19 protein-coding genes and 5 pseudogenes are annotated in these 25,661 nt (G+C 62.4%); 18 read left to right on the plus strand and 6 right to left on the minus strand.

From position 1 onward, the window contains the following. Positions 1–33 precede the first annotated feature (33 nt). A complete protein-coding gene (locus U9J23_RS24635; RefSeq protein WP_041803620.1) occupies positions 34–1,146 on the plus strand; it encodes a CaiB/BaiF CoA transferase family protein in 1,113 nt (370 codons plus the stop codon). 60 nt (positions 1,147–1,206) lie between these two features. On the opposite strand, the gene U9J23_RS24640 is transcribed toward U9J23_RS24635, so the two are convergent. Together U9J23_RS24640 and U9J23_RS24645 are read right to left on the minus strand one after the other, a co-directional pair. Then, positions 1,207–2,202, minus strand: a complete 996-nt coding sequence (locus U9J23_RS24640) for an alcohol dehydrogenase catalytic domain-containing protein (protein WP_272269640.1) — start codon at positions 2,200–2,202, stop codon at positions 1,207–1,209. Positions 2,203–2,271: 69 nt separating this feature from the next. Then, the gene (locus U9J23_RS24645) at positions 2,272–3,915 is read right to left on the minus strand and encodes a class I adenylate-forming enzyme family protein (protein WP_272269638.1); all 1,644 of its coding nucleotides are present in this window, start codon (positions 3,913–3,915) and stop codon (positions 2,272–2,274) included. 304 nt (positions 3,916–4,219) lie between these two features. On the opposite strand from U9J23_RS24645, the gene U9J23_RS24650 reads away from it, so the two are divergent. From U9J23_RS24650 to U9J23_RS24660, 3 genes are all read left to right on the plus strand, one after another. Continuing rightward, complete coding sequence (locus U9J23_RS24650; RefSeq protein WP_189637435.1) at positions 4,220–5,566, plus strand: MFS transporter; 1,347 nt, start codon at positions 4,220–4,222, stop codon at positions 5,564–5,566. Positions 5,567–5,639: 73 nt separating this feature from the next. Then, on the plus strand, positions 5,640–6,920 hold the full coding sequence (locus U9J23_RS24655; protein ID WP_189637436.1) for an MFS transporter: 1,281 nt from the start codon (positions 5,640–5,642) through the stop codon (positions 6,918–6,920). After that, positions 6,917–7,813 (plus strand): SMP-30/gluconolactonase/LRE family protein, encoded by an 897-nt coding sequence (locus U9J23_RS24660; RefSeq protein ID WP_189637437.1) that lies wholly within the window; start codon positions 6,917–6,919, stop codon positions 7,811–7,813. Before U9J23_RS24655 ends, U9J23_RS24660 begins: the two co-directional genes overlap by 4 nt. A gap of 15 nt (positions 7,814–7,828) precedes the next feature. Here U9J23_RS24660 and U9J23_RS24665 read toward each other — a convergent pair whose 3' ends face one another. Beyond that, positions 7,829–8,515: a GntR family transcriptional regulator gene (locus U9J23_RS24665; protein ID WP_024103582.1), complete on the minus strand. Its 687-nt coding sequence runs from the start codon at positions 8,513–8,515 to the stop codon at positions 7,829–7,831. A gap of 420 nt (positions 8,516–8,935) precedes the next feature. Here U9J23_RS24665 and U9J23_RS24670 point away from each other — a divergent pair, with 420 nt between their 5' ends. The 6 genes and pseudogenes from U9J23_RS24670 to U9J23_RS24695 form a co-directional block, all read left to right on the plus strand. Next, positions 8,936–9,907: a thiolase family protein gene (locus U9J23_RS24670; protein ID WP_226949936.1), complete on the plus strand. Its 972-nt coding sequence runs from the start codon at positions 8,936–8,938 to the stop codon at positions 9,905–9,907. A gap of 1 nt (position 9,908) precedes the next feature. Continuing rightward, the gene (locus U9J23_RS24675; RefSeq protein ID WP_226949937.1) at positions 9,909–10,346 is read left to right on the plus strand and encodes a Zn-ribbon domain-containing OB-fold protein; all 438 of its coding nucleotides are present in this window, start codon (positions 9,909–9,911) and stop codon (positions 10,344–10,346) included. Further along, positions 10,346–11,242 (plus strand): SMP-30/gluconolactonase/LRE family protein, encoded by an 897-nt coding sequence (locus U9J23_RS24680; RefSeq protein WP_106201782.1) that lies wholly within the window; start codon positions 10,346–10,348, stop codon positions 11,240–11,242. Before U9J23_RS24675 ends, U9J23_RS24680 begins: the two co-directional genes overlap by 1 nt. After that, a complete protein-coding gene (locus U9J23_RS24685; RefSeq protein WP_106201783.1) occupies positions 11,239–11,979 on the plus strand; it encodes a carboxymuconolactone decarboxylase family protein in 741 nt (246 codons plus the stop codon). The genes U9J23_RS24680 and U9J23_RS24685 overlap by 4 nt, the downstream gene beginning before the upstream one ends. 180 nt (positions 11,980–12,159) lie before the next feature. Beyond that, the gene (locus U9J23_RS24690; RefSeq protein WP_326603090.1) at positions 12,160–13,314 is read left to right on the plus strand and encodes an acyl-CoA dehydrogenase family protein; all 1,155 of its coding nucleotides are present in this window, start codon (positions 12,160–12,162) and stop codon (positions 13,312–13,314) included. 1,084 nt (positions 13,315–14,398) lie between these two features. Beyond that, positions 14,399–14,745 (plus strand): annotated as a pseudogene (locus U9J23_RS24695) (transposase); the annotation flags it as partial. 20 nt (positions 14,746–14,765) lie between these two features. Here the strand turns inward: U9J23_RS24695 and U9J23_RS24700 are convergent. Next, positions 14,766–15,985: pseudogene (locus tag U9J23_RS24700) on the minus strand (IS110 family transposase). 249 nt (positions 15,986–16,234) lie between these two features. Between U9J23_RS24700 and U9J23_RS24705 the strand changes: the two are divergent. From U9J23_RS24705 to U9J23_RS24740, 8 genes and pseudogenes are all read left to right on the plus strand, one after another. Further along, positions 16,235–16,693, plus strand: a pseudogene (locus U9J23_RS24705) (IS5 family transposase); the annotation flags it as partial. A gap of 31 nt (positions 16,694–16,724) precedes the next feature. Then, complete coding sequence (locus U9J23_RS24710) at positions 16,725–16,964, plus strand: hypothetical protein (protein ID WP_145964758.1); 240 nt, start codon at positions 16,725–16,727, stop codon at positions 16,962–16,964. Between the two features lie 221 nt (positions 16,965–17,185). Then, positions 17,186–17,347: pseudogene (locus tag U9J23_RS24715) on the plus strand (S-(hydroxymethyl)mycothiol dehydrogenase); the annotation flags it as partial. Positions 17,348–17,415: 68 nt separating this feature from the next. Further along, positions 17,416–17,823: pseudogene (locus U9J23_RS24720) on the plus strand (MBL fold metallo-hydrolase); the annotation flags it as partial. 25 nt (positions 17,824–17,848) lie between these two features. After that, positions 17,849–18,514 carry an MBL fold metallo-hydrolase gene (locus tag U9J23_RS24725; protein WP_272269838.1) on the plus strand — a complete coding sequence of 222 codons (666 nt, stop codon included), beginning with the start codon at positions 17,849–17,851 and terminating at the stop codon, positions 18,512–18,514. A gap of 728 nt (positions 18,515–19,242) precedes the next feature. Beyond that, positions 19,243–19,557: a WhiB family transcriptional regulator gene (locus U9J23_RS24730; RefSeq protein WP_106201915.1), complete on the plus strand. Its 315-nt coding sequence runs from the start codon at positions 19,243–19,245 to the stop codon at positions 19,555–19,557. Between the two features lie 1,162 nt (positions 19,558–20,719). Further along, the gene (locus U9J23_RS24735; RefSeq protein ID WP_106201787.1) at positions 20,720–21,934 is read left to right on the plus strand and encodes a cytochrome P450; all 1,215 of its coding nucleotides are present in this window, start codon (positions 20,720–20,722) and stop codon (positions 21,932–21,934) included. 97 nt (positions 21,935–22,031) lie between these two features. Then, positions 22,032–23,072 (plus strand): NADH:ubiquinone reductase (Na(+)-transporting) subunit F, encoded by a 1,041-nt coding sequence (locus U9J23_RS24740; RefSeq protein ID WP_272269840.1) that lies wholly within the window; start codon positions 22,032–22,034, stop codon positions 23,070–23,072. 604 nt (positions 23,073–23,676) lie between these two features. On the opposite strand, the gene U9J23_RS24745 is transcribed toward U9J23_RS24740, so the two are convergent. Both U9J23_RS24745 and U9J23_RS24750 read right to left on the minus strand, forming a co-directional pair. Continuing rightward, positions 23,677–23,859 carry a hypothetical protein gene (locus U9J23_RS24745; RefSeq protein WP_271048048.1) on the minus strand — a complete coding sequence of 61 codons (183 nt, stop codon included), beginning with the start codon at positions 23,857–23,859 and terminating at the stop codon, positions 23,677–23,679. 513 nt (positions 23,860–24,372) lie between these two features. Continuing rightward, positions 24,373–25,467, minus strand: coding sequence for a VOC family protein (locus tag U9J23_RS24750; RefSeq protein WP_272269860.1), 1,095 nt, complete (start codon positions 25,465–25,467; stop codon positions 24,373–24,375). Positions 25,468–25,661 lie beyond the last annotated feature (194 nt).

Raw genomic sequence — 25,661 nt, forward strand, 5'->3', positions numbered from 1 at the left:
AGAACCAGCGATGAAAGCGAGTGGAACAATCTGATGGGCACCATGAACGGGGTGAAGATCGTCGAGATGGCCGGGCTGGGTCCGGTCCCGTTCGCGGCGATGATGATGGCGGACATGGGCGCAGACATCGTCAGGATCGACCCTCCTTCGCAGGCTCCGACCGCAGATGCGACCGACATCGCCTGGATGGGAGACAAGAACACTCCGATCTGGCGAGGTCGCTCCGCCGTCGAGCTGGACCTCAAGGACGATCAGGACCGCGAACGGGCGCTGTCACTGATCTCGGAAGCCGATGTGGTTCTCGAGGGATTTCGACCTGGTGTGATGGAGCGACTCGGCCTCGGCCCCGAGGAGTGCCGGCTCAAGAACGCACGCCTCGTCTACGCCCGAATGACCGGGTGGGGGCAGACCGGGCCGATGAAGGACGCAGCCGGGCATGACGTCAACTATCTGGCACTCAGCGGAGCACTCCGGTACATCGCGCGTGAGGGTGAGCGTCCGTTACCCCCTTTGAACCTGCTGGCAGACTTCGGCGGTGGTGGAATGCTGTTGGTCGTCGGGGTGCTCTCGGCGCTTCTCGAGCGGACCTCCTCCGGGATGGGTCAAACGGTGGATGCAGCGATGCTGGATGGGACGGCCTTGCTGATGACTTCGATCATGGGATGGATGGACCGTGGTTCGTGGATCGAACCGCCCGGCACCAACGTCATCGACACCGGAGCCCCGTTCTACGAGGTGTACACGACGAAGGATGGGCGATACCTGGCGTTCGGCTCGGTAGAGCCGAAATTCTACCGGGAATTGGTGCGTGTACTCGGAATCGACCCCGAGACGTTGGCGCCGCAGTTCGACCGTTCACAGTGGCCCGCGATGAAGCAGATCTTCGCCGAAGCCGTGGCCCGACGGACGTTCGACGAGTGGGTCACTGCATTCGACGGGCACCAGGCGTGTGCGACGGGAGTGTTCGACATGAAAGAAGCTGCAGCACATCCGCATAACGTCGCTCGGGAGACCTATGTCGAAATCGGTGGGGTCCTGCAGCCGGCGCCGGCACCCCGTTTCGATCGGACGCCCAGCTCGATCCGAGAGTCGCGCCCCGACGAATCGGTGGACACTGTGCTGAAGCGATGGTCCATGTACGCATGACACAGCGATGCGGGTTGCCCGTGGGGGCAACCCGCATCGTCCCACAAACGCGGAGTACGACTACGAGGGCACGAGCACAGCCCGACCGATGATCTCCGATCGAGCGATCGCGCCGTGCGCGGCGGCAGCTTCGTCGAGCGCAAACGATCGCGTCACGGGCACCACGGCGCCACTGGCCACCAAGTCGAGCGAACGGCGGAAGCTCGAGGTTGTCGTCGACGCCGAGCCCGTGATGACGGCTTCGTTGAAGAACACGAAAGCCGGGTACAACGCGATCTTCTCGCGTTTCAGTTGGCCGGTGAGGACGTAGCGGCCGCGCCGGCGCAGGGCTTTGAAGCACTCCTCGAACATCCCGGCGAGTCCCACATTGTCCAGGACGACGTCCGCACCGACGCCGTTCGTGAGGTCGAGGACTTGTTCGGTGATGCCTGCGGCCGCAACCACCACGTCATCGGCCCCGTGCGTGAGTAGCAGGTCGGATTTGGCGGACGACGACGTTACGGCGACGACCCGCGCACCCAGGCGGCGTGCGATCTGCATGGCATGCAGGCCGAGCCCGCCACCCGCGCCGGTCACGACGACGGTCTCGCCCTGGCGGACTCGCGCGACCTCGTCGAGCGCCTGCAGGCAGCTGCCCACCGCACAGGCGGTCACAGCGGCCTGCTGCATGTCCACCCCGTCCGGAATCGCGATCAGCGTGTCTTGTTCGAGAGCGGCGTACTCGGCGTATCCCCCGTAAACGAATGTCGCTTGGTCGCACCCCAGTTCGTCCCCGGATGTGCAGCAAACACACTCCAGGCACGTGTGATGCTGTTTACTCGCCACGCGGTCTCCGAGCCTGAACCCTCGGACCGCCGAACCTTTCGCGACCACCTCGCCCGCGATCTCGTGACCCAGCACAACGCCTCCGCGTACCCGCGTCAGCCCGGCGCGGTCCGCTACGTCGTGCCCGCAGACACCGCACGCGCGGACGCGGACGACAACCTGGGTGGGGGTGGGGGTCGGGTCGGTAAGCGTTTGATACCGAAGTACCTCCGGCGCACCGTTATCGGTCATCACTACTGCGTGCACTGTAGCTCTCCTGGTTATTCCACCGACAATACGGGATCTCACTGGGTACGGGACCTACCGAACCCGATCGGCCGCCGATCGACGATCGACATGGAGTTCTCCGATCAGCCGCTTGCTGACCTTGCCGGTCGCCGTCAGCGGTACCTCTCCCGGGGCGAGCATGACGAACAGACCCGGCACCTTGTAGGACGACACCCTCTCACGCAACCATGCCCGCAGTTCCGCCCGAGCCTCCTCCAAATCGACACTCACCGAATCTTCGAGAACGACTGCACAGCACAGTGTCTCCTCGCTAGAAGATCCCAGGTTCCATCCGAACGCATATGCCTCGGCGACCCACGGATGGTTCTCGACGTAGCTTTCCACTTCGGCAGGTGAGATGGTGATTCCGTTGATCTTGAGTACTTCCTTCAATCGACCGGCGAAGTGGAGGCGACCGTCCGTATCGATCCATCCCAGATCTCCGGTTCTGAACCAACCATCCGCGGAGAACGAAGCCGCATTTGCCGCCTCGTCGTCCAGATAGCCCGGCGTCACGCATCCGGCCAGCTGGATCTCGCCGAGCTGTGCGGGATCACCCGGTGCTATTTCCGTACCCGATGCAGGGTCGATGCAGCGAATCCTGTGGGTGGAGTTGACGGTGCCCTGGGTATTCAGGACAACGTCGAGGGAATCACCCGGCTCGGTCACATTGCAGTTACCGTATGACTCCGTCAAGCCATAGACGCTGGAGGCGCCGGTGACACCGAGCGTCTCGACGGCGAGACGTTTGTCCTCGGCACTGAAGCCGATCGGTCCGGTTCGCAGTGACGAGATGTCGAACTTTCGGTGGGCATCGGCTGCAACGAGGGCCCTGGTCATCGGTCCGAGTCCGTAGTACACCGTGCAACGGTTGGTCTCGATGAACTGTGCGGATGTGAGGGCATCGAAGCGCTCTTCGAGACACAGTGTCACGCCATGGGTCAAGGCGACCGGTAGTGCGTTGACGCAACCGAACCCAAAGAACATCGGGGCTGCGAACCAGATCTTGTCCGAGGAGTTCAACGTCCATCGGCGTCCCATTTCGTAGGGGTTGCGGACCAGGCCTTCGTGATTGACGACCACGACTTTGGGCTCAGCACTGCTCCCGCTGGTGAAGACGTGCATCGATACGTCGTCCGGCGCAACCTGTGCAGCGTGGTGCCCTGTCAGCGCCTTCCGACGCAGGAGGCCGTCCGGAAGCTCCCCCTCCGACCAGAGGTAGGTACCCAGCCAATCCGAATCATCCGCGGCGGCAAGGAGATCTGCATCGCGCAGCATGGCGTGATAGTCGGTGCCATAGAAGTTCGGCGTGGCCACGATGGCCTTCAGCTTCGCTTTGCGGCGCGCAGTTGCCAACTCGGCCGTTCTGTACCACGTATTGAGCGGCGCAGCGACAAGGCCCGCGTAGTTCAGCGCCAGCATCGCCGTCGTCATCCTCCACCCGTTGGGCATCAGGATTCCCACAGCCGAACCCCGCGGTAGTTCGAGCGCTGCGAACGACGCAGCCAGCGAGCGGACACTGTCGGCGAACTCGGCCGCCGACATCGTTCGATCCGGCGTCACCAGCAACGTCCGCTGCGGATACGCCTCGGCATAAGCGTCCAGCACCGACGGCAGCGTCAGCGAACTCGAAAGTTCGAACGGTGTCGGTGCGTCGTGGACATTTTCCGTGTTCATTCGGTGCCATCCTTCGAATCTCTTCGACAGTGGGAGGGGTGCGGGTCGCGGCATGCGTTCCCGGAACCCGGGCCAGAAGGAGGCCAGCTCCCAGGAGCATTCTATACAATCTTGCGAGATCTTATACGATCCTCGTCACAACTATGACTTCAATACGCGTTTGATCAGGCATTGACAGCGGAGGTGACTAACGACACAATATAGAATGTTGGCTCGCCGCCGGTACTGCTTTGGTACTCGCTCCGTTCGGATTTTCGCGAGAGCGCCACTCTTTCTGACCCATCCTGCCCAAGGGGACCCACTCATGGCATCACAGCCACAGCTCCAGCCCATAGAAGAAACGAACCAGCGCCGGTTGGTCGTTGCGGGGCTGTCGACAAGCACGATCGAGTTCTACGACTTCATGCTGTATGGCACGATGGCAGCCCTTGTGTTCAATCAGGTCTTCTTCCCTGCCTACAGTCCGGCCACAGGAACGCTCGCAGCCTTCGCTACCTTCGCCGTGGGATTCGTGGCCCGGCCGATCGGCAGCATCGTCCTCGGCCGATTGGGCGACCGCATCGGCCGCAAACAGACCGTGATGCTCACGCTCGTACTCATGGGCGGCGCGACCGTCGGAATCGGGCTGATTCCGAGCTACCAGAGCATCGGCTTGGCCGCCCCGGTCATTCTGGTAGCCCTACGATTCATCCAGGGGTTCGCCATCGGTGGTGAAGTGGCCGGCGTCGCCCTGCTGCTCATCGAACACTCGAAAAAGTCCAGCCGCAATCTCCTCGGCAGCATCGTCCACATGGGCGCCCTCGGCCTCATCCTGTCCTCCGCCGCAACCTCGTTCTTCTCACATGTGGCCGGAGACAGATTCCTCGACTGGGGGTGGCGCATCCCGTTCCTGCTGAGTGCCGTCCTGTTCGGGCTCACCTACTGGCTGCGTAGATCGATCAGCGACAGCCCTCAGTTCGTAGCAACGCGCACCGATGCCGCACGACAGCCCCGCCTCAGCCTGGCACGAACCTTCGCTCTCTACTGGAAGCCGATCCTGCTCGCCACCGGAATCACGGGAGCCGGCGGCGTCGTCTACTACACAATCTTCACATACAGCGTCGGGTATGCCACGGGTTCATTGGGCTACGACCGCAACTCTATTCTGAATGCCCTGATCCTCTCCGCGGTCCTCTACACCCTCGCCGTCCCAGTAGCTGGATGGCTTGCAGACCGGACCAGTGCACGCATCGTAATCTCGTGCGGGCTCGTGTTCTCGATCATCTTCGCCTTCCCGTTCTTCATCCTGTTCGACTCCGGCCCCGTGGGCGTATTCGTCGCGATGTCGACCTACCTCTGTCTCACCATGGCTCCCGTCAACGCCCCTCAGTTCGCACTGTATGCCGCCCAATTTCCTGCCTTGTCCCGCTATACCGGAACTGCTCTGTCACAGGCTATTCCCGCAGCCACTATCGCTGGAACGGCTCCCTTCGTCGCGCAGTACCTGTTCGGTGCCACAGGGTCGAACACCTCGGTGGCGTGGTACATCGCACTACTGTCGGTCATCGCACTGGGATGCACATGGGTTCTCGGCCGCCGACCTTCACTCCTCGATGACAACGTCGAGACACCGGCGCACGCTGGCGAGACGCCCCACTCCTCGCACGCCTAGACAGTCGCCCGTTCACAATGCTCATCCCCAACCGGCCCATTACGCCGCGCTACCAAGAAACGGACAAGAATCGATGACCGAACAACGACGACGCAGGGCCATCCTGGCCGTGTGCTTCCTCGGGCTCGCATTCGAGGGCTACGACCTCGTTGTATACGGAACAGTGCTACCCCAGCTGATCTCGTCCGACGACTGGAACATGGGTCCGACGCAGGCCGGCCTGATCGGTACGGTGACCGTGATCGGCATGCTGATCGGGTCCATCGTCTCCGGCACGCTGGCCGACATCATCGGCCGTCGCGCACTGACGATCGCGTCCTGCGCGTGGTTTTCTGCATGGATGCTGGTGTCGTCGGCCGCGCCGAGCGCCCAAATCCTGGGTGCCACACGCTTCCTGGTCGGGCTGGGCGTCGGCGCGTTCGTTCCCTTGGTCGCGGCCCTGGCAGTGCAGTGCGCCCCCGAAGGTAAAGGCAACCGCTACAGCGCCATTGCGTGGTCGGGCTATCCGATCGGAGGCGTCATCGCCGCCGTTATCGGGTACTTCGCCTTGGAGTCGCTCGGTGCACGGTTTCTGTTCGCACTCGGAGGACTTCCGCTACTGACGATCGTGCCGATGATGATCGCGCAGATCCCGAAGGCAAACGCATACCAGCATTCAGAGAACCAGCCGGATCGGCGTGCGATACGGGGCGCGAGCTCACCTGTGGTCGGCCTGTTCAGCCGGGGAGTGCGAATCCGAACCGTGCTGTTCGGAGCCATCAGCGCCTCAGGCCTGATCCTCACCTATGGATTGAACACCTGGCTACCCCAGCTCATGCGGTCCAACGGCTACGAACTCGGTTCCGCCATCACCTTTCTCATAGTCCTCAACCTCGGGGCCGCAGTCGTACCGCCCATCCTCGCCAGACGAGCCGACATTTCAGGTCCGGGCATCGTGATCCTGTGCGTCTTCCTGTCGGCCTCCGTCAGCATCCTGGCGCTTTCCGTCCCACTGCCCATCCTCGCCGTCTACTGTCTGGTCTTCGTGGCGGGCGCCGGAACACTCGGTGCCCAACTACTGTTGCCCGGCTTCGTGGCCACCGACTACCCTCAGGACACCCGAGTCGCCGCGCTGTCCTGGATCTCGTGTGCGGGGAGGATCGGCGCCCTCGGCGGGCCGACGTTGATCGGCGTTCTGATCGCCGGCGGCAGCAGCGTAGCAACCAACTTCTTCGTCTTCGCCGCCTTCGGACTACTGGGGGCAGTCCTGACAGCCCTCCTCATCCGACGCCGTCCAGCGATCACTCCGTCGTCGACCAACGGAGCCGAATCGTCATCGCACCCCTCAGAGAACACAAGGAGCATTCACAAGTGAACGTCGCAGCAACACCATCAACCGTTCTGGACGGATTCGCCTTCACCGAATGCCCCCGGTGGCACGACGGCCGTCTCTGGTTCGTGGACATGCATCTGAACCAGGTCGTGTCGACAGACCTCGGAACCACCGACACCTCAGTTCTCGACGTACCTGGTTCACCGGGTGGCATCGGCTGGCTTCCCGACGGTCGATTGCTGGTGGTGATGATGGACGAGCGCCGAATCCTCCGCCGGGAAGACGACAAGTGGGTGGTGCATGCAGACCTGTCCACGGCGGTGCCTACGACCCTCAACGACTTGGCGGTCGACTCCGCCGGACGGTGCTTCGTCGGAGAAACCGGCTTCGACCCACACGAGTACCTCTCCGATCCCAGCGATATCGACAGAGTTTCGAGCGGGGAATTCGAATGTCCCTCTCTCAGCAGACTCTTCGTTGTAGAAACCGACGGCCGATACAGAGAATCCGCCTCCGGGCTTGCGTTCGCCAACGGCATCGTCATCGACGATGACACCCGACAACTTTTCGTCGCCGAGTCGTTCGGTGCGAGACTCAGCCGGTACGACATGGACGAGAGCGGAGCGTTGTCCAATCGCCTGAGGCTCCCACTCGGCTTCGCACCCGACGGGATCGGCATGGATGCATGGGGCCACATATGGGTATCCGATGTCTTCGGTAGGGCGGCCCAACGCGTGAGTAGCACCGGTGAACTGCTCGATCGCGTCTCTTCCCGACAACTGTGCCTCGCGTGCACGGTGGGCGGAGCGAGCGGCAACGAACTGATGCTGTGCAGCTCTCCATCGCTCGACCGGACCGAGTGCCTCGCGAAATTGGAGTCGCACATCGAAATGACCACGATCACGCCTCCCGCGAGGCCCGAGAACGGCGAGTGATCATCTCACGTGCAGTCAACTACCGAGAATGCCTTTGTCGTCCAGGAATTTCTGGAGAACCACGCCCGAGTGCTCGATGTGTCGACGCATCGCGTCCGCCGCACGTTCAGGATCACGGGTCTTCATCGCCTCGAGGATCTCCGCCCGCTCATCCTGCGAGGGATACACTCCCGTCTTCTCGTAAAACCTGTTCGGCACGTACGACAGCGCCACGGCGAGCAACGTCCTCAGCTTCGGCGCGTCGGAGTTTCGATTGATAAGACGATGAAAGTCGCTGTTGAGACTTTGAACCAAGGCAGCGTCGTCTTCGTCGACGGCGACGATCAGGTCCTCGTGGATCCGCGCCAATTCGTTGACTTGCTCCCAGCTCAACCGAGTCGCGGCACGGCGCGCGAGTTCGGCCGACAGATGAGCTTGGACGCCGAAAACGTCCTCGATGTCGGACCGGCGCAGCTCGAGGACTCTGAATCCGCGCCGCGGTTCGAGCCTGAGGAACCCCTGACCGCGCAGGGCTTGAAGCCCTTCACGGACGGGGGTTTGACTGACTCCCATCTGCGCTGCGAGCGTCTCTGTCCGAATATACTGTCCGGCTTTGAATTTTCCGGTCATGATCTCTTCGCGAACGTACGCTTCGACCTCGGCGGACAGTTGCTTTCTGCCTCCTGATGACAAAGTGTCGGACCGCGGACTGACGGACTCCACCGACTTCCTCCTACAACCACTGCTGCACATCTCGGGCGGTTCGTGTCCAACGACTGAACACTGGTCGTATTATATACAAGACAGGCCGAGTTCCATGGGGTTGGGCACCGAATAGGCCAGAGAATCCCAGCACCAACACGGTTGAACCGAATTATTCTATAGAATATAGTTGGGGCAGGCGGTGCCGCCGATTCCTTCTCCCGTTGAACAAGACCACGGGCCCCTCAGAAAAGGACGTGACAGACAATGCCTCCCATCGACGCTCTGAGGGGGTCGACCGCCGTCGTCGGTGTCGGTACGACTCCCTTTGGTAAACTGCCTGGATATTCTGCCGACGATCTGGGTAATTGGGCTCTGCGCGAAGCGCTTCGAGACTCTGCGCTCACAGTCCGGGACATCGATGGACTCATCGTCAACAGAGTGAGTTCGTACGAGACGATTGCCTCCACCCTCGGTATTCAGCCGCAATGGATGGCCCAACTGCCGTCGGAAGGACGGATGAGCGGCACTTCGATCGAGATGGCCGCGATGGCGATCACGACCGGACTCTGCCGGCGTGTCGCACTGGTGTACGGAAACAACGGCCGCTCGGCCGGCGCAACGTACGGCGGCGTCGTAGGCGAGGCGTACGGCACTTCCGCCGACCTCACCGCCCCTTACGGCTTCACGTCGCCCGGCGCCTTCTACTCCATGATGTACCAGCGTCACAAGCACCTGTTCGGTACGACCGACGATCAGCTGGCCACGATCGCAACGACGTTCCGTCACAATGCGTCCTTGAACGAAAATGCCGTGATGAGAACGCCTCTCAGCCGCGAGGACTACCACAACTCACGGTACATCGTCGAACCCTTGCATGTGATGGACTACTGCTTGATCAACGACGGCGGTGTCGCGCTGATCATGTGTGCTGCCGACGAAGCTCGCGACTACCCGCAGCCACCCGCTTACCTGCTCGGATTCGCACAACAGGGCCAGTTGGTCGATTCCGACTTTCCCCCCGAGGACTTCTGGTGCGGTGCCACCGCCGCAGTCGGTGACCGCGCATATCGCATGGCCGACGTAAAGCGCGAGGACATAGACGCTTTGATGGTGTACGACAACTTCAGTCCGAACGTCCTCTTCGCACTCGAAGGCCTCGGATTCTGCGAACAGGGACAGGCGGGTGACTTCATTCAGGACGGACGGATCGGTATCGGAGGAGAACTTCCTCTCAATACGAGCGGCGGCCACCTCTCCGAGAGCTACATGCAGGGATGGGGATTGACCGTCGAAGCCGTACGTCAGATCAGAGGCACATGCGGCGACAGACAACTGGAACGTACATCACTGGTTCAGTACGTGTGCCCTTCTCCAGTCGTCTCATCAATCATCTACGGGTCGGAGAATTGAAATGCACAGCCAAAACGCATCTTTCACCACATCCTCTAGCTTGCTGACGCCCTATTTCGATGCACTCGATCGACACGAACTGACCACCACTCGGTGCACTTGCTGCGGAGTGGGACAGTTTCCTCCTCGGACAGCATGTTCCTTCTGCGGCACCTTCGACGCCTTTGAATGGCTGACCACCGCCGGGAAGGGCACTATCTGGACGTTCGGCGTGTTCCACAAGATGTACTTTCCGGACTTCGGTCCTGACCCGTACAACGTGGCGGTCATCGAACTCGACGAAGGCACCAAACTCATCAGCAACGTCGTCGATGTCGACAACTCGGAACTCGAGATCGGTATGCGGGTACGCGCAGTATTCGTCGACGCCGGCGACCACAGTGCGGTCCGATTCGAACTCGACCCCGATGCGCAGACCGCACACGAAAAGGAATCTTGATGTCCACTCAGGAGAAGTCCAAGTCCTCGTTGTCGCTGCCCGCCGGCGCCACATTGATCGCCGAGGGGATCGGATTCACCGAGGGCCCGGCAAAGATCAGCGATACGTCCGTGGCCGTCACCAGCATCAACCGCGGAAAGATCTACGAGGTCCCCCTCGATGGATCGGGTCCAATCGCGTTGTGCGAGACCGGAGGCGGTCCCAATGGAATCGCCCTTGGACAGGACGGCGAATTGTGGATCACCCAGAACGGTGGCACCGCAATGCCCTCCCGCTCATCACTTCATACCACCCCCTCACTGCAGCGATGGAAAAACGGGACACTGACCACCGAGTTGACGGACACCGTCACCGCCCCGAGCGACTGCGTCATCGGACCGGACGGACGCCTGTGGTTCACCGACACCGCGGAGCACGCCGTCGGTGAAGCGGTCAAGCCGGGCCGCCTGCACGCCTACGATCCGACAACTCGCCGCTGCGAGACGCAACTGGACGGCCTGATGTTCCCCAACGGACTGGCATTCGACGGCAACCGTGAACGACTGTATGTCGCCGAAACGGCAACGGACACCGTCCGCCGGTACAAAATCTCGTCGAGCGGCTGCGAACCCGACGGGTGGGCAGTGACGCTGGGCAACGGCAGGCCTGATGGCATGGCAATCGACAGTGCCGGATGGCTCTGGATCGCCGGCAGCTCGGGCGACAATGTCGTCGCCGTCGACAGCGACGGAGAAATTCGGCACGAACTCACCTTCGGAACACGGGTTCTTGTGACCAGCGTGTGTTTCGCCGGAGCCGACCTCGACACGTTGATCGTCACCATCGCCAAGGGCGGCAGCGTCGTGTCGCTTCCTGCAGTTCACCCTGGCCTTCCCCTCCCGGTCACGACACTGTGAGCGCCGACGAAATCCGCGCCAAGATCGAGCGGGTGTACGGAACGATCAGCGATCAATGGGAAACGCTGATAGAGCTCGACATCGAGTTCGCGGAGGCCTTCTCCGAGTACATCGAGGCCGCCTACGCGGCCGAATGCCTCGAACCGCACATCCGCGAGTTGCTGCTCCTGGCGCACGACGCATCGATGACCGTTCTCGAACCTCATGGCGTCCACCAGCGGATTCGCCGCGCACTGGAGCTCGGTGCGCGTCAGCGCGAGGTCCTCGACGTACTCGAGCTGCTGTCGATGATCTCCACGCACAGCCTCGCCGTCGGACTCCCCCTCGTGTTCGACTCCGACGACTACCGCGTGCCGGACTCCACTCGAGGCGGGTACTGGGACGCATTCGAGGTGCCCTTCCCAGGAGTTCACGGGATGATGGCCGAGCACACTCCGCGCTTGTTCTCCGCCTACCGCTCCATGGGCCGCGTGCTGTGGAGAAAAGACGGCCTCGCCCCCAAATGGCGGGAACTAGCCCTGGTCGTAGCCGACCTTTCCACGACCCACCTGTACAGCAGCGGCGCCAAACTGCACATCGACAACGCACGACACTACGGAGCAACCGACGCGGAAATCGTAGCCGCATTAGGGCTCACTGTGCCCTTCTCCGCCACCACCATCGAAGTCGGCTTGAGCGCGCTCACCGGCCTCCTGAGTCAGGACCGTTCACTGTCGAGCGACCTGTCTCCCGAATAACAAACGAACCGCTTCCCACAGCGAGTGGCCGACACCCTTTGGACGGTCCGCCCCCGGGTGAGGTCGTCAGGCGACAGAGAAGACGACACCGAACCCCGACCTCGGCACAACCCGAGCTCACCTCCGATCGGCCCATACGAATGCGTGGTGCTTCCAGCATCCGAACATGGAAGAAGTCCCATGAGCTACAACCTGAACGACGAAGAGGCATTTCTGGTCAAGACCGTCCGCGACTTCATCGATCGGGAGGTCAAGCCGTCGGTGCAGGAGGTCGAGCACGCCAACGAGTACCCCGAGAAGTGGATCGAGCAGATGAAGCAGATCGGCATCTACGGGCTCGCCGTGCCCGAGGAGTACGGCGGATCGCCGGTGTCGATGCCCTGCTACGTCCAGGTCACCGAGGAACTCGCCCGCGGATGGATGTCGCTCTCGGGTGCGATGGGCGGGCACACCGTCGTCGCCAAGCTGCTGACCCTGTTCGGCACCGAGGAGCAGAAGAGCAAGTATCTGCCCAAGCTCGCCACCGGTGAGATCCGCGCGACGATGGCGCTGACCGAGCCCGGCGGCGGCTCCGACCTGCAGGCGATGACCACGACCGCCAAGCGTGACGGCGACGAGCTGGTCATCAACGGTGCCAAGACGTGGATCACCAACGCCCGTCGGGCCGGCTTGATCGCCCTGCTGTGCAAGACCGATCCTACCGCGCAGCCGCGCCACAAGGGCATCTCCGTGGTGCTCGTCGAGCACGGCCCGGGCCTGACCGTCTCGCGCGACCTGCCCAAGCTGGGTTACAAGGGCGTCGAGTCGTGCGAACTGAGTTTCGACAACTACCGCATCTCCGCCGACGCGATCCTCGGCGGCGAGCCCGGCAAGGGCTTCGCCCACATGATGAAGGGCCTCGAGACCGGCCGCCTGCAGGTCGCCTCCCGCGCCCTCGGTGTCGCGACCGCCGCACTCGAGGATTCGCTCGCCTACGCGCAGCAGCGCGAGAGCTTCGGCCAGCCGATCTGGAAGCACCAGTCCATCGGCAACTACCTGGCGGAGATGGCCACCAAGCTCACCGCCGCGCGGCAGCTGGCGCGCTACGCGGCGGAGAAGTACGACAGCGGCGAGCGCTGCGACATGGAGGCCGGCATGGCCAAGCTGTACTGCTCGGAGATCGCGATGGAGATCGCCCTGAACGCGGTGCGTATCCACGGCGGCTACGGTTACTCCACCGAGTACGACGTCGAGCGCTACTTCCGCGACGCGCCGCTGATGATCGTCGGTGAGGGCACCAACGAGATCCAGCGCAACGTCATCGCCGGCCAGCTCGTAGCACGCGGCGGACTGTGACGACCGGCTCGAGCAACCGGGACTACTACACGAGCGGGTAACGCTGGCGACAGGACCTTCGGCGCTGCTACGCGTGACTCTGCAGGTGACTGGCGGCCACAGGGCTTGTGCTGGACCTGATCCGTCCGCGCGCCAGCGGCGCAAGCACTGGCCGACGCGTATCGATCAGCGGTAAGCGCGGCTTCATGAGAGCTTGGTCAGTCCCCGTCCACGTCAGCTCTGCCTGACCTGTGGCCGACGTGCCCCGTGGTCATGGAAGGTGCAGTCTCATGTGTGAACACCGCCCGTCGAAATCATAGATTCCCACCCGATAGGGAGATCATTGCTGGAGTCGATACGCTCTCCGACACACCCCATCGCAGTGCTCGGCATCATCGGTGTCCAACTTGGGGACCTTTAGGTCCCCGCAACCTTTGCAGGTTAGGCACAATCCGGTCGACGCCTACGCCACCGCGCAGCAGGCTCGATGCGGTGAATGATGTACCGCTTGGTCCACGATCCGAAGCGTCACGACGAGACTGTTTGCGTTGCCGTAGCAAAGATCTTCCTTACGCAAGGTCCCCGCACAAGCACGCTTATGGGGCGTTCCAGGTTGGAGCCTACGCAGCCACCGCCTACGTAGGCCATTTTCCCCGACCGGGGTCAGTCACTACGTGTAGGTGGTGGTACCCTAAAGCCCCAAATCCGATTGAATGTTGGTGTTGCAAAACAAAATTGAGTAGTATCGATGGCGACATTGGAGGTGGTCGCCGACGAGATCACCACACCTGTCGATGACTCGTCCCGCAAGCATCTACCGCAGATTACATTTCCACCCAGCGGTGTGCGTGCAGCGTGGGCGAGGCGGCGTGCCCCCATCTCCGGGCACGGGCAGACGCCGATACCCCCGCATCGGCTTGCCAGGGCCCTGCTTTGATGATCAAGGGATCGGCGAAGCAGGCCTTCCGTCTTATGCAGGGCGCAACCTGGGGCGAGCAGGCACCGAGGATTCGACCTCAAAGCTCACCACCTCACGGGGCTCTATCCCTATGGTTAAGAGCACGTCTCTTATGGCCGGATCTTCTGTACGGCATAATGCACTGCCGTGGTCGATGCGTTGTCTTCCCGGTTGGTGCCGGATGCGTTGTGGGAGATCGTCGAACCGCTACTACCTGGCTTCTCGCCCCGGCCACAGGGTGGCGGAGGGCAGCGATCGATGATCGGGCCGTGTTCACCGCTATCGTCTACGTGCTCACCAGCGGCTGTGCCTGGCGGCACCTGCCGCCGTCGTTCGGGGTCAGCGTTCCGACCGCGCACCGCCGCTTCACCGCCTGGGTTCGGGCCGGGGTGTTCGACGAACTGCACCGCCGGGTCCTCGATCGGCTCGGTGCCGGCGGGGACCTGGACTGGTCCGCCGCCATCCTCGACGCTGCGCACGTGCGGGCGAAAAAGACATCCCAGGGGCTCGAGAGTCAAGCAGCGGCCTTCGGGGCGTGATGCGACCAGGCGGCCGTTTCGTCGTAGCAGGTGCGGGTCTTGAGGCATCCGTGCAGAATGCCGACGAGCCGGTTGGCCAGCTGGCCGTAAGGCGGGACCGTGATCGAGACCGCGTGCGCGCTGTTTGTCGTAGTAGGCGCGGGCACCGGGGGAAGCTTGCAGGGCTGAAAGCGCCTGCCTGTTCAGCGCATCGACGAGTCGATCGTTGTGGACGAACCGGGCCACGACGACTCTCTTCTTTCCGGAGGCGCGGGTGATCGGACTGGTCGCGGCATAGTTTTTACGTGCCTTGGCGGTGGCGTAGCGGTTCCGGTCGTCGCCGAACTCGCCGAGTACCCGGGGACCGAGCAGAGGTCCCATCCCTGGCTGGGACAGGATGATCTCAGCGTCTTCGGTGCCGGCCAAAATGCGCGTCGACCTGCTTCTGCAATGCCGTGACCTCGTGATTGAGAGTGCCCAACACGGCGACAGCGGACCGGGTGGTGGCCGCATACGCGGCGGTGATCACCGCCGCCCGGCCCAGGTGCTCGGCGCGCAACGCGGCCTGGATCCGAGCTGCCTTGGTCTCGAGGTCACGGCGGCGAGCATTGCGCAGCGCCGCGGTGATCTGACCGCGTGTCAGTCGCGCCGCCGAGACAGGGTCGGGCGCCTTGCCCAGCAGCTCGAGGGCGTCGACTTCCGTCGAGGTCGTCGAACGCCTCCAACGCGGCCGGGAAATACTCCCGTAGCGCATGTCGCAGCCGTTGGGTGTGGCGGGTCCGTTCCCAGATCAAGGTCTTGTGCGCCCGGGCCACGACCTTGATCGCCTCGGCCTCGGGGCTGTCGCCGGCCACCGGCCGCAGCTGGTGTGAATCGGTGCGCACCATGTCGGCCAACATGTGCGCATCGGCGGCGTCGCTCTTGGCCCCCGAGACACTACTGCGTTCTCGGAACCGGGCCGCCTGCAACGGGTTCACCGCAAAAACCGTGTACCCGGCAGCCACCAACGCCGCCACCCAGGGACCGCGGTCGGTCTCGATGCCGATCGCCACTTCGGCCTCATCCACGTCACCGAGGTGCTCCCCGACCATCGCATGCAAGCGGGCGATCCCGGTCGCTCCCTCTGGCAGCTGGCCTTGCTCAGCCTGCGCCCGGCAGGGTTCATCAGCTCGACATCGTGATGGTCCTGAGCCCAATCGTCTCCGACAAACAGCAACATCAGCCCGTCTCCCGTCGTCGGTCCTCCGTCCGGCAGCGTGCGGAAGAACCATCAGCGACCTAATGAAGCAGTGCTCACGCCGGAGCGGGCACGACATCCCATCAGCGATTCTGTTCTCCCGGCGGACGGGCAGGGGCACGATCTTTTTTCAGGACTCCCAGGTGTCCAGGGGCTCTGAGTGCTCACCTGTCCGCCGCTACCGGTGACGAGTCTGCCGTACAACCGGACCCGCTGACTCTCATTAGGGGATCTCTGACCGGTCCCAGCCCGGTCGATCGAGGCAAGAACGGATCGAAGATCCACATCTGGTCCGACGCCGACGGTATTCCACTGGTCACCGCGGTGGCCTCGGCGAACACCCACGACAGTGTCATGCTGCAACCCATGGTCGCCGCGATTCCTGCGGTGCGCTCGCCTCGCGGGCCGCGCCGCCGCCGACCCGGTCCGGCCCGGGCGGACAAGGGTTACGACTACCCCGTACACCGTCGGTGGCTACGGGAACGGGGAATCGTCCCACGCATCGCCCGCCGCGGCGCTGACAGCAGCGAACGCTTGGGACGTTACCGGTGGAAGATCGAACGCACCTTGGCCTGGCTCACCGGCTACCGCCGGCTGACCATCCGCTACGAACGCCACGGCGAGCATTTCGCTGCTTTTCTTCAGCTCGCCGCGGCGTTGACCTGCTTCAAGAAACTCACCAAATGAGACATTCTCTTAAGACGGTTAAGGACGCCGCATGCGCACTCTCACGAAGGACGGTGTGATCGCCGCGACCGAGAACCTGCTCGTGCTCACCGGCATCCGCTACGGCATGACCTCGGCTTCGTCTTCCACGGCCACCCCTGCTTTTGATGTGCGGGGGTCGCAAACCGTGGGGATATTCGTGCACCGCAGCTCAAGAAACCGCGGAGCGCGGTCCGCGCACATGCCACTTGCATGCCGGCTGCTTCGTAGCCCCGCAGGGTCGCACAACTGAGGGCAACTCCTTAAGGAATCCCGAACGCTGCCCGGGAAACAGGCACACAGGTGGGTGGTTGGTCGTCCGGCCAGTTCAAGCTGTTCGTTCGGACAGTTCCCCGATTCTGTTGACTCTCCTACTGTGTTTTCCATCGTCCGAAAGGACGTATCGCGCCGCCTCCTACGGGAGTGCTCGATAACACTCTCGGCCGCTCGTCCAAATCACCGGAGGAATTCCGTATGTCGCAAACAGTCCGCGGAGTTGTCGCTCACTCGAAGGGAGCGCCCGTCGAGGTCGTGCCCACCGTGATCCCCGATGCCGGACCCGGTGAGGTCGTCGCGATCGCCGCGCGCGGTGTGTGCCATACCGACCTGCACCACCGCGAGGGCGGTATCAATGACGGCCAGGAGGCGTTCGAGACGATGCATCGTGGTGAGGTGCTCCGTTCGGGGGTGGTCCTGTGAGCACCTCGCCGGCCCTGCTCAACCCGGCCGACGACCTGCCGTAAAGATCACCTACCCGGGGCGTCGCACACGGCACGCTCGAGGACGGTGAATGGATCCGCGTGACCGGCACCGACATCCCGGCGATCGCCACGTCGGGTCACTCGCCGGGCTCGACCTGCCGGTACCTGCCGGAAGCGGGTGAGCTGTTCACCGGCGACACCCTGTTCACCGGCGGACCGGGCGCGACGAGCCGCTCGTTCTCGGACTTCCCGACCATCATCGGGTCGATCCGCAACACACTGTCCATCCTGCCCGCAGAGACGACGGTGCACACCCGTCGCGGCGACGGGGACGGCGACGGCGACGGCGACGGCGCCACGATCAGCACCGAGTCGCCGCACCTTGAGAAGCGCATCAAGCACGGCAACTGACAACCACAGCACTCGAAAAGAAGTCATGCATACCGTAGAAGACCACGCGGCACACGGATGGTTCCGTTTCGACCGCATTCCTGTCACCCGTAGCGCTGCCGCTTCCGATAGCACAGTGTTGTCGGCGCCTACCAACTGCTGGCTGCTGGGAGACGACCACGATGTGGTCGTCGTCGACGCCCCAGGCAATCCGGAAACGATCTTGACCGCGATCGGGGATCGCCGCGTAACCGCCGTGATCTGCACCCAGGGAGGCCGTGCGCATACAGCAGCCGCAGTCGATGTGGCGTGGGCACTGTGCGCACCATTGTTGCTGCACCCGGCCGATCACGCCCTCTGGGAAGCGACACACGGCCAGTCCCGATACTGGCGAATCGAGGACGGTCAACGCATTGCCGTCGCCGGTGAACAGCTACACGTAGTTCACACCCCGGCCGCGACTCCGGGCTCTGTGTCGCTGCACTTTCCGGCCTTGAAGACGTTGTTCACCGGCGACGTGCTCGGAGATAGCTGTGCGCCGTCCGGACTGCGTCTGACACCGCCTCTGGAATTGACGGTCCTGTCGGACTTACCACTCGACACGTGCGTCTATCCCGGTCACGGCGACAGCTTCCTGCTCGGTGAGACCTTCTCGCCGACTTATCACCGTGAACTCGACTCCACTCCACCTGAGGCGAATGCCCGACGCTGACGTCGATCCATCCCACACCATCGTTGCGGCCGTCCAACTTCGGCTGCGCTATCTCAAGATGTCCTTGCCGCTGCCCGTACTCCGGATCGAACAGCGTGCCTCGTAGGCCATTACGGCAACCACGAAGGTGGATCCGATCCATGGGACGAGCAACCATAAACACCCGGAACCGCCCGCCCCAAGGCGTAACACCGGTCGGTACGAGCCGACACCACGGGCACGGAAGAACCTCTCGTCCTCGGCATCAGCGGCATCACCCTGGTGATGATCATGCGCACCCCAGCTCCGGTACCGGATTCGCCTAAGGATTCCTGTCCACGGAAAGACCATCACCGACCGCGGCGACACCATCGCGATCCGCTACCGTAACGCCACCGACGACACCTACAACGTTCTCGACATCGGCCTCGCCGACGACCGTACGTTGTGGATCCGACGATACTGTCAGCACTGCCCGAGACCCTGCGGTACTCCCCGACGCCTTCGCCCACACCGGCAGGCTGCACGCCCTCGGCCTCTCCACTACCAACGGTGATCTGCCTTCCCTACGCGAAGACGTCAGGCGACACAAAGCCGAGGCAGGGGGTCTGACCACCACCGTCCACCCACCAGCAAGCAGCGTGCTTGCGACAGCATCAATTCGTGCCCATCCTTATCCCTGCCAGCTTGTTCCCGAAGCGCTCAGTCACCCCTGCTTCCACTAATCCGACCTCCTCGCGATGGCCTATATGTCTCCCACCGATCTGCACGCATCCAGCACAGCCAAGACCCACGCAGCGCCTACCGACCTCGAACCTTGGTGGCTCCATGCGGACTGCCGTTTCTTCGGAGCAGCGCTGTTCTTCGCTCCAGAGCATGAAACCCCTGCCCAGCGCATACGACGTGAACGGAACGCAAAGCGGATCTGCGGTCCCTGCCCCGTCCGCGCCCAATGCCTTGAGTGTGCATTGAGTATCGGTGAAACCTATGGGATATGGGGAGGAACAACCGAACGCGAACGTGCAGGCAGCCCGAACCGACGGAGGAAGAACAATCCTGGTTAAATCCTGTTGACGGCGCTCGGAAGTCGGACAGTTCCGACCACGCTGATACCGTCCCGACGGATATCCGCGATCTGGATCCGCTCGTCTTCGGGCAGACAGAGGGAACTGATCTCGCGGACGACGAGGCGGTCGAGTGGGGCGACGGTGGTGATCGATCTGCCGCCCCCCCTCGAGGGTATAGCCGCTGGCCCAACTCTCTGGCGGCAGGTCAGGCTCCAACCTGTCGAGCGACGGTGCGTACGCCATATCGGCGAGCACGCAGCTCAAGGAATCGTCGGGGTTTGGCAGACAGTGGGCGCCGGCCCGCGCCCTATTGACATATCGAGTCGACGACAACACAGCCTCCAGATGCGCAGTGCGTATTGCACACGATGGAGTGCGACCATTCTGGGACCAACTGCTCACTTTTCGACTGGCCCAACAACAAAGCTCAGGGATGCTCCCTGGAGCATCCCTGACACGTCTCATTTCCGGTGCAGCCGAAAACGTCCCGACGATTTACCCTTCCCGTTCGACTATCCCGAACAGTGTGATGCACAGCCGGTGATTCCGATCATCCTCGTGACATCAGACACAAACCGACGCGGTTCGGTGAAGTTGGGAAGCCGGATCCCGCGGGCTCATGCCCGACGTTATTCGTGTGCGCGCCGCCACCCGCCGGCCGCAACACCGCCTCTCACTCCGCCGCAGGTGACGAAGGAGAACGACGCATGAGTGACCGCCGCGACCGGTTCTATATCCCATCTCTGGCGCTCGCGAAACCACTGAGCCTCCAACCCTGGGAAACTGAGATCTTCTTTACGCGGTTTCTAAGCGTGGACGGGGACCCATAGTGAGATCCGAGCAGCTTGTCTGCGCTGCAACGAAGATCCGCGCCAGTGGAGTCCGAAAATCACCGAGGCCCCTGACGCACGACTCGACCGTGCAGCACTTCGTACCAGCTCTCTCGACGCTCTCGAGCGCAGCACACGCTAGCGATCAGGTCCCATCAGACATCCCAATAATCGGCACACCCAACTGACGTTTGTGGAGGCCAGCTCACACAGACATTCACAAGCGCTTCGCCGACCCGACGATCACCTCCGCCTGGTCAACCGAAGCACCTTACAGCCGCCTCAGTCCACCCCCTGGGCTCAAATCACCCGACATCAGAAGGAGCATAATGACTTCCACCCACAGCTTCATCGACGAAATCACCATCGAGGAGCTCGAGGCCGATCCATACCCGTTCTACGAGCGCCTCCGAAAAGAGGCGCCCATCGCCTACGTTCCCGCCCTCGGCATGTACATCGTCTCGACGAAAGAACTGTGCGCTGAGATCTCCAAAGACGACGCAAACTGGCCTGCGGTGATCTCCGCTGCCGGCGGCCGCACCTTCGGCCCTCAGGCATTGCTGAATACCAACGGAGACGAGCACCGCAACCTGAGGGACATGGTCGAACCGCACCTGCAGCCCTCAGCCGTCGACAAGTACATCGACGATCTCGTCCGACCGTTTGCGCGACAGCGCATCGCCGAGTTCGAGAACGACGGGCACGCGGATATCGTCGCGGCCTACTGCGAGCCGGTGAGTGTCCGCGCACTGGGCGACCTGCTCGGTCTCGGGGATGTCAGCACCGAAAAATTGCGCGAGTGGTTTCACAATCTGAGCGTGTCGTTCACCAATGCGGCAGTCGACGAAAACGGTGAGTTCGCCAACCCCGAAGGGTTCGCCCCCGGCGATCGCGCCAAAGCGGAAATCATCGCGCATGTCGACCCGAAGATCGACAAATGGATCGTCGAACCGGACCATTCAGCGATCTCGCACTGGCTGCACGACGGGATGCCGGAGGGCCAGACCCGCAGCCGCGACGTCATCTACCCCAACCTGTATGTCTTCCTGCTCGGAGCTATGCAGGAGCCCGGTCACGCCATGGCCACGACTTTGGCCGGACTGTTCAGCCGACCGGACCAGCTCGAACGTGTCATCGACGATCCGACTTTGATCCCCCGCGCCGCATCCGAGGGCATGCGCTGGGTTGCCCCGATCTGGTCTGCCGCGGTCAAGCGCGCCGCGAGAGAAGTTACCGTGGGCGGGGTCACGCTTCCTGAGGGTTCGATCGTGATGCTGTCGTACGGTTCGGCCAATCAGGACGAAAACGCGTACAACGCCCCTACAGAGTACGATCTCGATCGCGCCCTGGTGCCGAACATGACCTTCGGCGGCGGAAAACACGCATGCGCCGGAACCTATTTCGCCAATGCAGTCGTCCGAATCGGACTCGAAGAATTGCTCGAGGCAATTCCGAACATCGAACGAGACGAAACCCACGAGGTGGACTTTTGGGGATGGGGTTTCCGCGGCCCCAAGCAGCTGTTTGTCAAATGGGAAGTGTAATCGACCTCGACCTCACCCCTTCTGAATCATCTGCACAGATACGGCGAGCATCGGGCACACCCGAGGTTATCGATAATGACTTGGAGCGCTACCGGAAATGTCTGATAAATATTTGGTCCGTATAGAGGGAAAGAACACGGACATTGCCGTTGAAGAAACCCAATCCATTCTCGATGCTGCTCTGCGGGCCAACGAGTGGCTGCCCCACTCGTGCACTCAGGGAACCTGCGGGACATGCAAGCTCAAGGTGCTGCACGGTGAGGTCGACCACCGTCAAACTCCGGAGTACACCCTGACCGTCGAGGAAAGGGCGGAAGGACTGGCCCTGGGGTGTATGGCCACTCCCCGCTCGGACTTGACCGTCGAGCCGCTCGGCAACGTCAGCGATGACGGCGTGCCTCGTCATCCTCTACGCGACTATGAAGGCACCGTTGTCGTGTTGGACGACATCGCTGCCAACACGCGCAGACTGGTGATCGAGTTGGACACTCCGATGCAGTTCAACGCCGGTCAGTACGCCGAACTCATCGTTCCTGAGCACGCAGTGGCGCGGCAGTACTCGATGGCCAATCCTCCGACCGAGACTCGGCGGCTGGAATTTCACATCAAGCTCACCGCGGGCGGGTTGTCGACCGATGGGTGGATCTTCCGCTCAATGACGCTCGGGGAACGAGTCTCGCTGCGCGGCCCCCTCGGGCAGTTCAATCTCGTCGCGAAACAAGATGAACCGGCGATCTTGATCGGCGGTGGGACGGGGTTGGCTCCGCTGAAGGCGATCGTCCAACACGCCCTCGTCGAGGACCTCGTCCCAGAACTGTTCCTTTACCACGGCGGCCGCCGGCGGGAAGACCTCTACGATGTCGAATTCTTCCGCGATCTCGAACACCGATACCCGCATTTCCACTACCGCCCCGTTCTCAGCGAGGAGCAGTGGGAAGGGGCAACCGGGCTGGTCACCGATGTCGTGGTCAGCGACTTTTCCTCGTGCAAGGGGATGAGCGCATTCCTGTGCGGCCCACCCGCGATGGTCGATGCGGCGGTCAAGGCGCTCAAGCGCAGGCGTATGGCTCCTCGGTTGATCTTCCGCGAGGAGTTCGCCGTCACGCCGGCAACCAGCCCAGCGACGGCAGTGCTCTGACCTTCAGGATCCACCACGACAAAAGTCTGGGGCAGCGCGTATGTACTCGCTGCCCCAGACTTTGTTCGTTGCCACTCTATTCGCCCGGGGCGTAACCCGCAGATCTTGCGCAAAGCTGGACCCGAAGGCCGTTTGTAGCCCCGACCCCGTGAACCGCCGAGCGTGCAAGAACCCCAACGTTGCGCGACTTCAGTGACGCCGGCGGATGCACGGTCTTGCGCGGTTAGGCGTCACGGTATCCGGCTCGCGTCCTCGGATGTTCCGAGTCCCGATTTATCGAGCATGGCAAGTGGCGGGAAATATTGCCTTCAGCCCGAGTAATCCGAGGAGGCTGGCTCGCCCGGCAGCTCGCTCAGCGCGATGCTGCAGTTCGCCGACGGCATCGCCCCACCAGTCTTAACCACAGTGTTCACAGGCAAGCGCCCCTCCGGACCAGGGGCAGCCATGACCTCGGCCTTCGTCGCGCTCCTTGGTATTGCGACTGCCGACCTTTTCGCATTCCTACGCCTGCCCGCCACAGCTCGAAGCGATCACGAGCATCTCGTACCAGCCACAGTTCCACTGTGCACCAGAGCAATGCACCACCGATTTCGACAGTGTGTCTTCACAACTGATGCGGGATACCCACACGAGACATCCTCTCGAGGTCGAGAGCAGACTCGACAGCCTCGATGTCAACAGCCCCCATAGAGCGACCGGTCAGCGCTTGCAGCACTACCTCGAGATCGCGTGCGGTCACCGCTTCGGTCGTCGAATCCGATGCTCGATAACGAATAGGATATTCCATGACATCTCCTGACAGGATAGGGAGACAAGACATCTGGTAGCACTGCTCAACGGACCCAGCTGGGCTACGACAGTAGCCCTGCGAACTTCGCCATCAGCGCCAACAGCCTTCCCAGCGTGGAGTTGACGCTTAGGAAAGCAGCCTTCCCGGCAATCTTTCGGCGCTCCGTCGGTGGCCTCGGGCACCGGTATCAGCAGGTGATCGTTCCACACTCAATCCCCCCGACCAGCAGCGGACTTGACGCTCAATGCCGTCGTCCCGACCCGACACCGATTTCCTTCACAGCAGAGGAAAGACTCGACCGCCCCGGACCTCATTCGAGACCACCCGCCGATCGACCTCGCCCCTCAGTCCGTCGACTCGACTACACCAACGGAAGTTCTGTATGGGAAGCGCTCCTGTACACACAAAGGTCTCCGATGTGGAGAGTTGTTCGACTCACCGTCCACATCGGAGACCTCCGGCTCTCAACAACAATCACACGATCGCGGTCGAGCGGGTGCACGATCCCAATCAGGCAGGCGAACCAGAAACCGCCCGCGAGTGGTCGATGTCGTCCGGGATGGCCTGCTCGGCAGCAGCCACATCCGGATCCTCGATCGGCGCGCCGGGACCGAAGTGGGCGAACTTCTCGATGTGCTGATCCAGCGCGAGCGGATTGGGAGTGCCATACGTAAAGTACGTTTCCCACGGCAGCTGCGCACCGCCAACAGCGAGACCGGTATCGATGTCGGACATCTGCCAGGTCTTGGTCTCAGCGTCAGGATCGAGATGCAGATAGCCGGCTTCACCGAACAGCTCGATACGGTTTCCACCGGGCTCGAACACATACAGGAACTGACCCTGAGTGATGCCGTGCTTATCCGGACCAGCCTCGATTCGGATGTCATAGTCACGGAACATCTCGACCGCGTCGGCCAGGTGCTGTCCGGTGCCGTAGTAGAACGCCACGTGATGAAGCTTGCCGTTCCCACCGGTCATGTCGCGCATACAGGCAACTTCGTGACCGAGCAGATTCGAGCTCATCCACGCCCCGATCTCGACGTTGCCGTCGACGACACGTTCAGTGGTCCGGAACCCCAGGTGCCGCTCGAACGATTCCTTGAGCTCGGTGACATTCGACGCCATCAGGTTGAGGTGATCGATGCGCTTGACCGGAATACCCGACAGCGGCTTCTTGGAAGGACGCGAAAGGATCTTGCTCTGCAGTTCCGTCGGGGCGACGTACTTCTCGACCTCCCACAACAACTGCAGGTTGTGTCCATCCGGGGACTGGAACTCGAAGGTCTTGCCGTAGCCGAACTGGTCCTCGCTCCACTTACCGTCGACGTTGCCCTGCTTGAGCGATGCCACCCGACGTTCGAGTGCTTCCGGAGAGCTCGCGCGCAGCGCGGCGTGCCCCATTCCTGCCTCGGGTGCCTCGGTGACCTTCAAGCTCCACTGGTACGGATCCTCGTAGCCGCGGAGGTATACGGACTGCCCCTCCCGATGAGTGACATACATGCCGAGGAACTTGGTGAAGAAGTCGAGCGTCTCCTGCGGCTTGGGAGTGAACAGTTCGGCGCGGGCGAGATGCGCGATATCGAATCGAGCAGTGAGTTCGGTCATGGCTACTCCTGATCTGAGCTGTCCGGGCGAGCTGCACCGGCTGTGGTGGTGACCACGAGCTTGCGGCGATGCAAACCAGGCAGTCGTCGACATCCGGGATAACCGAACAGGGACGTGCTCGACCGCGCACATGTTCAGGACCACGGGATTTCCGCCTTCCGACCAGCAACCCCTTCCTAGCGTCGAGCCCATCA

The sequence above is a fragment of the Rhodococcus sp. PD04 genome (assembly GCF_035918275.1).
GTDB lineage: Bacteria > Actinomycetota > Actinomycetes > Mycobacteriales > Mycobacteriaceae > Rhodococcus > Rhodococcus rhodochrous.

Excerpts from the sequence above, each read along its gene's own strand:
- U9J23_RS24635 (WP_041803620.1), top strand. The coding sequence starts at position 34 with ATGGGCACCATGAACGGGGTGAAGATCGTCGAGATGGCCGGGCTGGGT.
- U9J23_RS24640 (WP_272269640.1), bottom strand. The coding sequence starts at position 2,202 with ATGACCGATAACGGTGCGCCGGAGGTACTTCGGTATCAAACGCTTACC.
- U9J23_RS24645 (WP_272269638.1), bottom strand. The coding sequence starts at position 3,915 with ATGAACACGGAAAATGTCCACGACGCACCGACACCGTTCGAACTTTCG.
- U9J23_RS24650 (WP_189637435.1), top strand. The coding sequence starts at position 4,220 with ATGGCATCACAGCCACAGCTCCAGCCCATAGAAGAAACGAACCAGCGC.
- U9J23_RS24655 (WP_189637436.1), top strand. The coding sequence starts at position 5,640 with ATGACCGAACAACGACGACGCAGGGCCATCCTGGCCGTGTGCTTCCTC.
- U9J23_RS24675 (WP_226949937.1), top strand. The coding sequence starts at position 9,909 with ATGCACAGCCAAAACGCATCTTTCACCACATCCTCTAGCTTGCTGACG.
- U9J23_RS24680 (WP_106201782.1), top strand. The coding sequence starts at position 10,346 with ATGTCCACTCAGGAGAAGTCCAAGTCCTCGTTGTCGCTGCCCGCCGGC.
- U9J23_RS24690 (WP_326603090.1), top strand. The coding sequence starts at position 12,160 with ATGAGCTACAACCTGAACGACGAAGAGGCATTTCTGGTCAAGACCGTC.
- U9J23_RS24710 (WP_145964758.1), top strand. The coding sequence starts at position 16,725 with ATGCGCACTCTCACGAAGGACGGTGTGATCGCCGCGACCGAGAACCTG.
- U9J23_RS24725 (WP_272269838.1), top strand. The coding sequence starts at position 17,849 with ATGCATACCGTAGAAGACCACGCGGCACACGGATGGTTCCGTTTCGAC.
- U9J23_RS24730 (WP_106201915.1), top strand. The coding sequence starts at position 19,243 with ATGTCTCCCACCGATCTGCACGCATCCAGCACAGCCAAGACCCACGCA.
- U9J23_RS24735 (WP_106201787.1), top strand. The coding sequence starts at position 20,720 with ATGACTTCCACCCACAGCTTCATCGACGAAATCACCATCGAGGAGCTC.
- U9J23_RS24740 (WP_272269840.1), top strand. The coding sequence starts at position 22,032 with ATGTCTGATAAATATTTGGTCCGTATAGAGGGAAAGAACACGGACATT.
- U9J23_RS24745 (WP_271048048.1), bottom strand. The coding sequence starts at position 23,859 with ATGGAATATCCTATTCGTTATCGAGCATCGGATTCGACGACCGAAGCG.
- U9J23_RS24750 (WP_272269860.1), bottom strand. The coding sequence starts at position 25,467 with ATGACCGAACTCACTGCTCGATTCGATATCGCGCATCTCGCCCGCGCC.